The sequence below is a fragment of the Rheinheimera sp. genome, from assembly GCF_020217005.1.
GTDB lineage: Bacteria > Pseudomonadota > Gammaproteobacteria > Enterobacterales > Alteromonadaceae > Pararheinheimera.
In genome coordinates, this window is the sequence record NZ_JAIWOI010000330.1 from 1 (window position 1) to 10,000 (window position 10,000).

Consider the following 10,000-nt stretch of genomic DNA (forward strand, 5'->3'; position numbering starts at 1 on the left):
TTGATCCCTGGAATCCCCTTCATTTAATCAGCTCCTTTGTTTAAGCCGCTGGGCAGTACAAAAGAGCGATGTGGAGTACAAAATAGCATTGTGGAGTACTATTTAGCGTTGTAATTCACAACTTCTTCACCTGCCGCCTGGCGGTCGGCATGATAGCTGGAGCGCACGAATGGGCCCGACGCGACATGTTTAAAGCCTAACTCATAACCAATACGTTTTATTTCATCAAACTCATCCGGCGAGACATAACGTTTGACTGGTAAATGGTGTTTGCTTGGCTGCAGGTATTGACCTACGGTCAGCATATCAACGTTATGCGCGCGTAAATCACGCATCACTTCGATGATCTCTTCCGTAGTTTCGCCTAAACCAACCATAAGGCCAGATTTAGTCGAGACTTCAGGATGGGCCTCTTTATAACGGCGCAGTAATTCTAACGACCATTTGTAGTCAGCGCCCGGGCGGGCCAGCTTGTACAAACGTGGCGCAGTTTCCAGGTTGTGGTTAAACACGTCTGGTGGAGTTTGCGTCAGAATCTCTAATGCTGCATCCATACGGCCACGAAAATCCGGTACCAGTACTTCAATTTTAATGGCTGGGCTTTCACGACGAATAGAGCTAATACAATCAGCAAAATGCTGGGCACCACCATCACGCAAATCATCACGGTCTACAGAAGTAATTACCACGTATTTCAGCGCCATGTCTTTGATTGTTAAGGCCAGTTTTTCCGGCTCTTCTGCATTGGGGGGCAGAGGGCGACCATGAGCTACATCACAAAACGGGCAACGTCTGGTACAGATGGCACCTAAAATCATAAAAGTGGCTGTACCGTGGTTAAAGCATTCTGACAGGTTAGGGCAGGATGCTTCTTCACATACAGAATGCAAACCGTGTTTACGCATGGCGCCTTTGATTTGTTCAATCCTATCTGTACTGCGTGGTAATTTGATTTTTAACCAGTCTGGCTTACGCAACATTTCGTCACGCTCTGTCGGCAGGACTTTGACTGGGATCAGGGCCATTTTTTCGGCATCACGTAACTTGACGCCAGGTTCCATACGAGCTGTTTTGATGGTCATATTACTCACTTAACCCTGTTTTGCGCTCAATCTGGCTCACTGCCAGTTGAGCCACAAATTGTGACTGCAAAGCTTGTTTTGCTTCATCCACTGTCTGTGGACCTGCAATATCTTTGGTTTGGATCATCTGCATGCCGGCATAACCGCACGGATTGATCCTGGAAAAAGGTGATAAATCCATATTCACATTTAAAGCCAGACCGTGAAAGGTACAGCCTTTTCGCACCCGCAATCCCAGCGAAGCGACTTTTTGTTCCTGCACGTACACACCTGGTGCGTCAGCTTTGGCATAAGCTGCAATGCCATAAGGGGCCAAAGCCTGAATAATCACTTGCTCAATTAAAGTGACCAGCTCACGCACCCCCAGCTTCCGTCTTTTAATATCCAGCAAAACGTAAGCCACAAGTTGCCCTGGTCCGTGATAAGTCACCTGACCGCCTCTGTCAACCTGTACTACAGGAATATCACCCGGCATCAACAAATGCTCGGCTTTGCCAGCCTGCCCTTGGGTAAATACCGGGTCATGTTCTACAAACCACAATTGATCCGGACTTAATTCTGCCCGCTCATCTGTGTATTTTTGCATGGCTTGCCATACTTCGACATAAGGCTGGCGGCCTAAATCCCGTATCACTAAGCCTTGAGGATCAACCACAACGAACTCCGGTTCAGTTGAAAGTGACGCATTATACCTGCACTGCCACTAAAAAGGGCAGAGTCACTCGTCAGATCACATAACGAACCAGTTCTAAACGGCCAAGTTCTGTGTACAGCAGTTCCATATGTTCTTTGCTGGTGACAGTGACAGCGACACTGACGGAATGATAATTCCCTTTGCTGCTGGGGCGGACCTGTGGGTTGTAGTCGTCTGCTTTCGCGTGTTCTTGCAGTACCACCACTATATGGTCCACCAGCTCTGGTACAGCGACGCCCAGCACTTTAAAATTTACGGAGCATGGAAACTCTAAAAATTCATCAAAGCGGGTGTCTTTTACTTCAATTGTCATGATGTTCTGCTCACAAAAATAATCTTTATCTATTTTAACAAAAAGTCCCGGCCTTGCCGGGACTAATTTGGATATGGGCTGTATGTCCATACCCAAAGTAATTGGAATTGCAGTGCGGCGACAAGTGCTTCAGACCCCAGGGCTCATAGTGTCCTATATGACTGGGGCGCGTTGTCAACCAAGCTACAGCTCCAAGCGCGAAGCGTACTATTGAAAACGCATTTTCACCATATCTACTAAGCGGCTGAATAATCCCGCTTGCTCGATATCTTCAAGCGCTACTAAAGGGAATTCGGCTATGTCTTTGTCACCTAACTTTAAGTAAACAGTGCCAAGTACCTGCCCCTTAGATATGGGGGCTATCAGTTCCTGATTCAATTTAAAATCAGCTTTTAAATCTTTACGTTGATTGCGCTGCAGTGTAATAGGGGTTTCTGCTAATACACCTAAGGTAATAATCTCTTTAGTACCTTGCCATACACGCTGCTCTGCAAACTTTTCACCGGCTTTATATGGAGAAAAGGTTTCGAAAAAGCGAAAGCCATAAGTCAGTAATTTTTTATTTTCAGCTTCACGGATTTTGGCGCTTTCAGTTCCCATCACCACAGAAATTAAGCGCATATCGTCTTTGGTAGCTGAAGTGATCAGGCTGTAACCAGCCTCTGAGGTGTGACCTGTTTTAATACCATCGACGTTCAGGCTTTTATCCCACAATAAACCGTTACGGTTGTATTGTTTGATGCCGTTAAACACATACTCTTTTTCTGAGTAAATTTTATATTCTTCAGGCGTATCCCGGATCAGGGCTACTGATAATTTCGACATATCACGGGCTGTAGTGCGCTGAGTTTCATCAGGCAAGCCATGGGCATTTGCGAAATGGGTATTATCCATACCAAGACGCACTGCATGGGCGTTCATCAGTTCAACAAAGGCTCCTTCTGTGCCTGCTATGTGTTCGGCCATAGCCACACAAGCGTCGTTACCGGACTGAATAATGATGCCACGGTTTAACTCTTCTACACTGATGGTTTCACCCACTTCGATAAACATTTTCGACGAGTCTGAATACTGTTTAGCCCAGGCGTTTTCTGTGATGGTGACAGGATCGGACGGCTTAATGGTGCCGTTTTTGATCTCTGTACCAATGATATAGCTGGTCATCATTTTGGTCAGGCTGGCTGGCGCCAGTGGTTCATCTGCATTGCCCTCGGCTAACACTGCGCCAGTATGGTAATCAATCAGAATATAACCTTTAGCGTTGACTTCCGGCGGTTGCGGCGTCATTTGCGCTGCAGTTAACGGGGCTGTTTGTCCGGCTGCTAAAAAACTGGCAACACCAAAGGAGCAAGCAATAAAAATTCTGGAGTACGTATTCATGAGACCTTTCTTATGTTGTTGAGCTGAGTTCATTCTTAAACGAAATCAACCGTGGTTTTAACCACAGCTTTTCTTATCTGTAATATAAGCCGATGGGTAGTCGGCGCTTTTAAAACGTTCCAGCCAGCTGTTCGCTTCGGCCGCTGAAGGCATTGGACCCGCCAATAACCGGAAAATTCCATTGCCATCATTAATTTGTGTCGAGACAGACCATTGCTGCTGCAGATCTGCGCCTAATTGTTGTAGTTTTTCTCTGTTGCTACTGGCAACTAATTGGATAAAGCAGCCCGTGACTTTTGTTGCCGCTGATACCGGCGCAGAGACTGGCGCTGGCGCAGCAGGTCTTGTCACAGCGGGAATTGCAGCCGGAGCCGCGATGCTGCCAGGTCTTGGTCCTGCAGGGTTAGAGGCAATGGTAGTTTCTTCAAACTGATTGCTTCTGCTACCCAAGCCCATGGCATAACTTTCCTGATTGGTCATGGCTGGCGAAGCTAGTAGCTCAACCTGAACTGGCGCCGTGCCTTTGCCCATCATGCCAATTTTGTAAGCAGCAGAATAAGATAAGTCGATCACTCTATCCTGATGAAATGGACCACGATCGTTAACCCTGACTATGGCAGATTTGCCATTTTCGAGATTGGTCACCCGGACATAGGATGGCAAAGGCAACGTCTTATGGGCAGCTGTCATGGCAAATACATTATAAGTTTCGCCATTAGACGTTAAATGACCATGAAACTTATGACCGTACCAGGAGGCAATGCCATTTTCCTTATATTCCATCAGGTCGGTACGGGGGGAGTAATCTACGCCATAAATGTTGTAAGGTTTATTCCCGCCGCGACTTAAGGCTTCAGCACGAGGTTCAGGGTCGGTCATTTCCAGCAAAGTGGGGAGACGGGTAGGGTGACTGTCTGTCGCTTGTGAATAACGGCCTTTGTTGGGTTCTTCCCAGGTCGGGCTGGTTTCAGAGGCGGTTGAAGTTGGCTCTGGTGTTTGTGAACAGGATGCCAGCATCAGAGTACAGCATAAAGCGCTTATCTTTTTAATCATGGGTTCTTTCTACTGCTGAGCTAAAAGTCGTTTATGGGTGCTGATTGACATTAGAATACCAAAACCAGCCATTAGTGTAACCATGGATGTCCCACCGTAGCTAATCAAAGGTAAAGGTACTCCTACTACAGGCAACAGCCCTGATACCATACCAATATTCACAAACACATAAACAAAAAATGTCAAAGTGATACTGCCAGCCAGCAGTTTACTGAAGTTGTCCTGAGCGCGGCTGGCGATAATTAGGCCCCTGGCAATAATAAAAGCGTATAACACCAGCAAAAATAACACGCCTATCATGCCAAGCTCTTCACTAAAGACCGCAAAAATAAAGTCAGTGTGACGCTCAGGTAAAAACTCCAGTTGTGACTGGGTACCATGCATCCAGCCTTTGCCTTCAAAACCGCCGGAACCTATGGCAATTTTTGACTGGATAATATGGTAACCCGAACCTAGCGGGTCGCTTTCCGGATTTAAAAAGGTCAGTACACGGCGCTTTTGGTAGTCGTGCATTACAAAAAGCCACATGCTGTAGCTGGCAATAGGGATAATTAAGGCGATGGACGTGATAATGCGCCAGCTCATACCACCTAAAAACAACACAAAAACTCCAGCCACAAAAATTAGTATGGAGGTGCCTAAATCCGGTTGTTGCTGAATAAGGACTGTTGGAATGGCGCACATGACAAAGCCAACGATTAAATGCTTAAATTTCAGTGGCAAAGGGTGAGAGGACACATACCAGGCAACAGCCATAGGCACGGCCAGTTTCATTACTTCGGAGGGCTGAAACTTCATAAAACCTAAGTCCAGCCAACGCTGTGCGCCTTTGCCTATATGACCAAAGGCCAGCACCATGACCAGCATGGCGGTGCCTGCCAAAAACAGTGGCACAGCCCAAAAACTAAAGGTCTGAGGTTTAACCTGAGCAAGCAGCAGCATAGCGCCAAAAGCGATCAATAAACGGGTGCTATGCGCCGCCATCATGTCCCAGTGCTGACCACTGGCACTGTAAAGAACAAATAAACCAGTGCAACACAACACCAGCAATCCGGCAAATAGCGGACCGTCCAGATGTAACTTCGCCAGTAAGCCTTTGTGGCTTGGATCTTTAAGCAAGGTCATGGCTGAGCTCCCGCTGCGCTTTGGCGAGTAAAATAGTGATCCATCATTTTACGGGCTATAGGGCCTGCATTAGCACCCCCGCCACCGGCATTCTCTAAGGCGACTGTAACCAGTATGCTAGGGTTTTCTGCCGGAGCGTATGCAATAAACATAGCGTTGTCTCTGTGTACTTCTTTAATAGCATTGGCATCATACTTCTGGTTGGCAGCCATATTAATAACCTGAGCCGTACCAGATTTACCTGCAGCACTGTAGCTGATGCCTTTAAAGGCATTAAAACCTGTTCCACCTTGCACCATAACGGTCTGGCGCATCGCCTCTTTAGCAATACGCCAATTGTTGTGATCCTTGACCTCCATTGCGGTTTGCAGCGGAGCGATCAGGCTAGTGTCTTTGCCCTGACTGCGGAAATAACGGCCCATATGAGGGGTGGGTCTTTGACCATCGTTGACCAGAATGGCGGTGGATAAAGCCAGTTGCATTGGAGTCACGCTCCAGTAACTTTGCCCTATGCCTAAGGAGACGGTATCACCCGGATACCAACTTTGTTTATGTCTGGCCCTTTTCCATTCTTTCGACGGCATCAGGCCGGCACTCTCTTCCATCACATCTATGCCGGTACGGGAGCCAAAACCAAATTTTTTCATATAGTCAGAAATTCTGTCTATGCCGAGTTTCACTGCCAAATCATAAAAATAGGTATCGCAACTTTTCGTAATAGCAGTGTAAACATCAACCCAGCCATGGCCCCATTTCACATGGTCACGATAAGCCCTACTGTAGTTTGGGAGCTTATAAAAACCCGGGTCCGGTATTCGGGTTTGTTCCGTTACAGTGCCGTTTTCCAAACCTAAGACAGCCATATGAGGTTTAATGGTTGAGGCCGGAGGGTAAACCCCTTGAGTGACACGGTTGACCAGTGGCCGATCTGGCGAATTCAGCAGTTCCCGGTAGTTTTTACCACTGATGCCGTGGACAAATAAATTCGGGTCGTAGCTAGGATTACTATAAAAGGCTAATATGGAGCCATCACGGGGATCCATGGCTACTACGGCGCCTCTGTTGTTTCCAACCAGTTCCCTAGCTTTTTGCTGCAGGCTCATATCAATGGATAACACTAAATCTTCGCCTGAAGTGGCTGGTTTTGAATCCAAAATTCGGATCACTCTGCCTCTGTTATTCACTTCGACTTGTTCAAAACCTACCTGACCATGTAACTGACTTTCGTAAAAACGCTCCAGGCCTATTTTGCCAATATCGCGGCTGGCGGCGTAGTTCGCACTGACTCCTTCTTCTTCCAGCTTGGCCAGCTCTTTGGCGTTAATTTTTCCTATATAGCCTAACGCATGAGTGAATAATTCACCAAAAGGGTAGTGCCTTGTTAAACGTGCCTCTAAGGTCACGCCCGGTAATCTGTGCTGGTTGACCGCAATAATTGCCACTTCCTTTTCGGTCAGATGTTCTTTCACAGCTATGCTGACAAAACGCCTGTGATACTTCACTTCTTTTAAAAATTCTTGCTGGCGCTCAGGGCTGATTTCAATCAGGCGAGCTAATTCAGCCAGAGTTTCCGGAATATTTTTCACTTGCTCGGGAATTAACTCGACTGAATGAATAGGGCGGTTTTCGGCTAATAAAATACCGTTACGATCATAGATTAAGCCGCGATTTGGTGGCTGCGGGATCAACTTAATACGGTTGCCATCGGCACGAGTCATGTAATGTTCGTGCATAACTACTTGCAGCTTATATTGATTAAATACCACCACACAAAAACAAATCAGTACCACAGCAAAACCAAACATAGCCCGCTGATTAAACATCTGGCTTTCGGCTGCAGGATCCTGAATGGAGGGGCGTTTTTTAATCATTGTTAGCCGCGACGCTTACGTTGACAAGGAATAATGGTTTTTATGCTCTCACAAATCAGTGCCTTAGCAAAATCAAACCAAACCATCTGACCAAACATCCGGCTGTTTAACTTTAGGTTATCGATCTGAGAGCTGTGTTTTATCATGCTTATTCGCGATGGTAGGGGTGGTTTGTACTAATACTCCAGGCACGGTACAGGCTTTCGGCCAACACCACGCGGACCATAGGGTGAGGCATAGTCAGAGCTGATAATGACCATTTGCCTTCGCTGGCCGCAATACAAGCCGGGGCTAAGCCTTCGGGGCCTCCAACCAATAAACAGACATCACGGCCATCCATTTGCCATTGCGTCAGTTTTTGTGCCAATTGTGGACTGCTCCAGTTGGCACCTTCGACCTCCAGCGTAATAATGCGGGCGCCTTTGGGCACAGCGGCCAGCATTTTTTCGCCTTCGGTTTCCAGAATACGTTTAATATCCGCATTTTTACCGCGCTTACCCGCCGGAATTTCAATGAGTTCCAGTGGTAAATCACGCGGAAAACGACGGGCATATTCTTCATAAGCCGTAGTGACCCAATCAGGCATTTTGGTGCCGACTGCAATCAGCATTAACTTCATGCCGTTAAACGCTCCAGAGTTTCTCTAACTGGTAAAAGCTGCGACTTTCTTCCTGCATCACATGGGCTATCACTTCACCCAAATCAATCAGTACCCACTCGCCTGAACCTGAGCCTTCAATACCCAATACGCTAATGCCGGCTTTTTTCGCTTCTTTCGCCAGATGATCGGCAATAGAACGGGTATGACGGTTTGAGGTGCCTGAGCAGATCACCATGGAATCTGTCACATTGGATTTCTCTCTGACATCCAGGCTGACAATATCCTTGGCTTTCATGTCGTCCAGCTTGTCGAGGACGAATGCTAATAACTCTTGTGCTTGCACTTTTTACTCCGGGATCTAAAAACGCGGTATGTTAACACTTTTTAGCAGGATCTTATACCCAAGTTACTTGAAGTTTTGGCGATGCGACAAGCCAGCAAGACCTCAGGAGCATAGTCAAGCTGTGAGACTGGGGCGAGATGGCGCAGTCAACAAAGCAACAACTTGAACAACGACGTTTTTATATGGCGCTGTACAGCCTTTCTGAATTTATATAGCGCAGTACTTCGGCTGGGATCAGTTGCTTTAGTTCGGCACACTGCTGATTTTTTTCTAGCTCAGTACGGATCCGCGTTGCACTCAAATCCAGCGGAGGGTTATTCAGTAGCATAATTTTGCCGGAGTCGAGCAAATGTAAGTCTTGCAGAGCTGTGGTGCCATACTGCTCAAGCAGCGAAGGGCAATCGCCATCGTCTGCCGTACTTCCGGGTCTTTGGCACACCACCAGGTGCGCTAGTTGTAAAATACTCTGCCACTGATGCCACTGTTTAAAATAAGCCAGGGAATCCATGCCCATCACAAACAACAATCCACCCCGCGGATACTGATCGCGCAGCAAACGTAAACTGTCGACTGTGTACGACGGACTCTGTTTATTCAACTCCAGGGGTTGCAGTGACAGGCCCTGGAAAGGTGCAATGGCCAATTGCACCATAGCAGCTCTATGTTGTGCGCTGACGCCAGGGCTGGCGCGATGCGCCGGCAAATGGCAGGGCATCAGTTGGACCTCACGCACTGCGCAATGCGTTAATACATACTGGGCACAGGCCAAATGTGCCTGATGTATGGGATCAAAAGTGCCGCCAAAGACGGCAAAGGCGCGATCAGGGCGTGAAGTCGGCATAACGCTGCTGCAATGAAAATACTTTAGACACAGGACTGACAAGCAGGCTGACTAAATGGCCCAGCGCCAGTTCAGGGTTGCTTAACGCACCTGATTTAAAAGCGCGGTCAAAGGCGGCCAGTTCCTGTTGTACATAACCCAGCCATTTGGCTGGCAAACGTGACACAGCCGTCTGATACATAGGCTGACGTTTAGGCCAAATGGCATTTTTTTTAAAAAAATCAGCCAGCGGTTTGCCTTGTTGCTGGGCCAGATGCATTTGCATCAGAGTGGCCACTTCTTTTTGCAGCTGCCAGGCGATAATCACGGGTTCAGTGTCCTGCTGTAATAACCGATCAAGCCGATGCAAGGCTTCGTTACCCTGCCCAGAAAGTAAGGCGTCCACTAATTGGAACACCGAAAAGTGTGACTGGTCGGCTAAATGCTGTTCCAGAAGTTCAGCATCTATTGTGCCACTGATCAGGCTTAACCCCAGCTTTTCTAACTCTTGAGCGGCGGCTAATAAATTACCGGCGCAGTGGTGCTGCATCAACGTAATGGCGTCAGGTGTTAAATGCAACTTTAGCTGTGCGCCTCTTTGCTGCAGCCAACGCTGAAACTGTTGATCGTCCAGCGGATAAAACTGCACTTGGACTGCTTGTTCGGCTAGCGTTTTAAACCAGGCCGATTTGGCGTAATCGTTAGCATTTTTAGAAGC

11 protein-coding genes are annotated in these 10,000 nt (G+C 47.5%); all 11 read right to left on the minus strand.

Features of this window, described 5'->3' with window-relative positions; all coding sequences use genetic code 11:
• Window positions 1–98: 98 nt before the first annotated feature.
• Window positions 99–1,082, minus strand: a complete 984-nt coding sequence (lipA, locus tag LDL40_RS16150) for a lipoyl synthase (protein WP_367304342.1) — start codon at window positions 1,080–1,082, stop codon at window positions 99–101.
• Window position 1,083: 1 nt separating this feature from the next.
• The gene (gene lipB / locus LDL40_RS16155; RefSeq protein ID WP_300996477.1) at window positions 1,084–1,737 is read right to left on the minus strand and encodes a lipoyl(octanoyl) transferase LipB; all 654 of its coding nucleotides are present in this window, start codon (window positions 1,735–1,737) and stop codon (window positions 1,084–1,086) included.
• 70 nt (window positions 1,738–1,807) lie between these two features.
• Window positions 1,808–2,089, minus strand: coding sequence for a DUF493 family protein YbeD (gene ybeD, locus LDL40_RS16160; protein WP_300996478.1), 282 nt, complete (start codon window positions 2,087–2,089; stop codon window positions 1,808–1,810).
• 207 nt (window positions 2,090–2,296) lie between these two features.
• On the minus strand, window positions 2,297–3,469 hold the full coding sequence (locus LDL40_RS16165) for a D-alanyl-D-alanine carboxypeptidase family protein (RefSeq protein WP_300996479.1): 1,173 nt from the start codon (window positions 3,467–3,469) through the stop codon (window positions 2,297–2,299).
• A gap of 57 nt (window positions 3,470–3,526) precedes the next feature.
• Window positions 3,527–4,522, minus strand: a complete 996-nt coding sequence (locus LDL40_RS16170) for a septal ring lytic transglycosylase RlpA family protein (RefSeq protein ID WP_300996480.1) — start codon at window positions 4,520–4,522, stop codon at window positions 3,527–3,529.
• Window positions 4,523–4,531: 9 nt separating this feature from the next.
• Window positions 4,532–5,647: a rod shape-determining protein RodA gene (gene rodA, locus LDL40_RS16175; protein ID WP_300996481.1), complete on the minus strand. Its 1,116-nt coding sequence runs from the start codon at window positions 5,645–5,647 to the stop codon at window positions 4,532–4,534.
• The gene (gene mrdA / locus LDL40_RS16180) at window positions 5,644–7,518 is read right to left on the minus strand and encodes a penicillin-binding protein 2 (RefSeq protein ID WP_300996482.1); all 1,875 of its coding nucleotides are present in this window, start codon (window positions 7,516–7,518) and stop codon (window positions 5,644–5,646) included. Before mrdA ends, rodA begins: the two co-directional genes overlap by 4 nt.
• 148 nt (window positions 7,519–7,666) lie before the next feature.
• Window positions 7,667–8,137: a 23S rRNA (pseudouridine(1915)-N(3))-methyltransferase RlmH gene (rlmH, locus tag LDL40_RS16185; RefSeq protein WP_300996483.1), complete on the minus strand. Its 471-nt coding sequence runs from the start codon at window positions 8,135–8,137 to the stop codon at window positions 7,667–7,669.
• Between the two features lie 4 nt (window positions 8,138–8,141).
• Window positions 8,142–8,462 carry a ribosome silencing factor gene (rsfS, locus tag LDL40_RS16190; RefSeq protein WP_127686933.1) on the minus strand — a complete coding sequence of 107 codons (321 nt, stop codon included), beginning with the start codon at window positions 8,460–8,462 and terminating at the stop codon, window positions 8,142–8,144.
• Between the two features lie 178 nt (window positions 8,463–8,640).
• Window positions 8,641–9,303 (minus strand): nicotinate-nucleotide adenylyltransferase, encoded by a 663-nt coding sequence (gene nadD, locus LDL40_RS16195; protein WP_300996484.1) that lies wholly within the window; start codon window positions 9,301–9,303, stop codon window positions 8,641–8,643.
• On the minus strand, window positions 9,284–10,000 hold a 717-nt coding region (gene holA, locus LDL40_RS16200; protein WP_300996485.1), incomplete at its 5' end, for a DNA polymerase III subunit delta. The genes holA and nadD, both read right to left, overlap by 20 nt.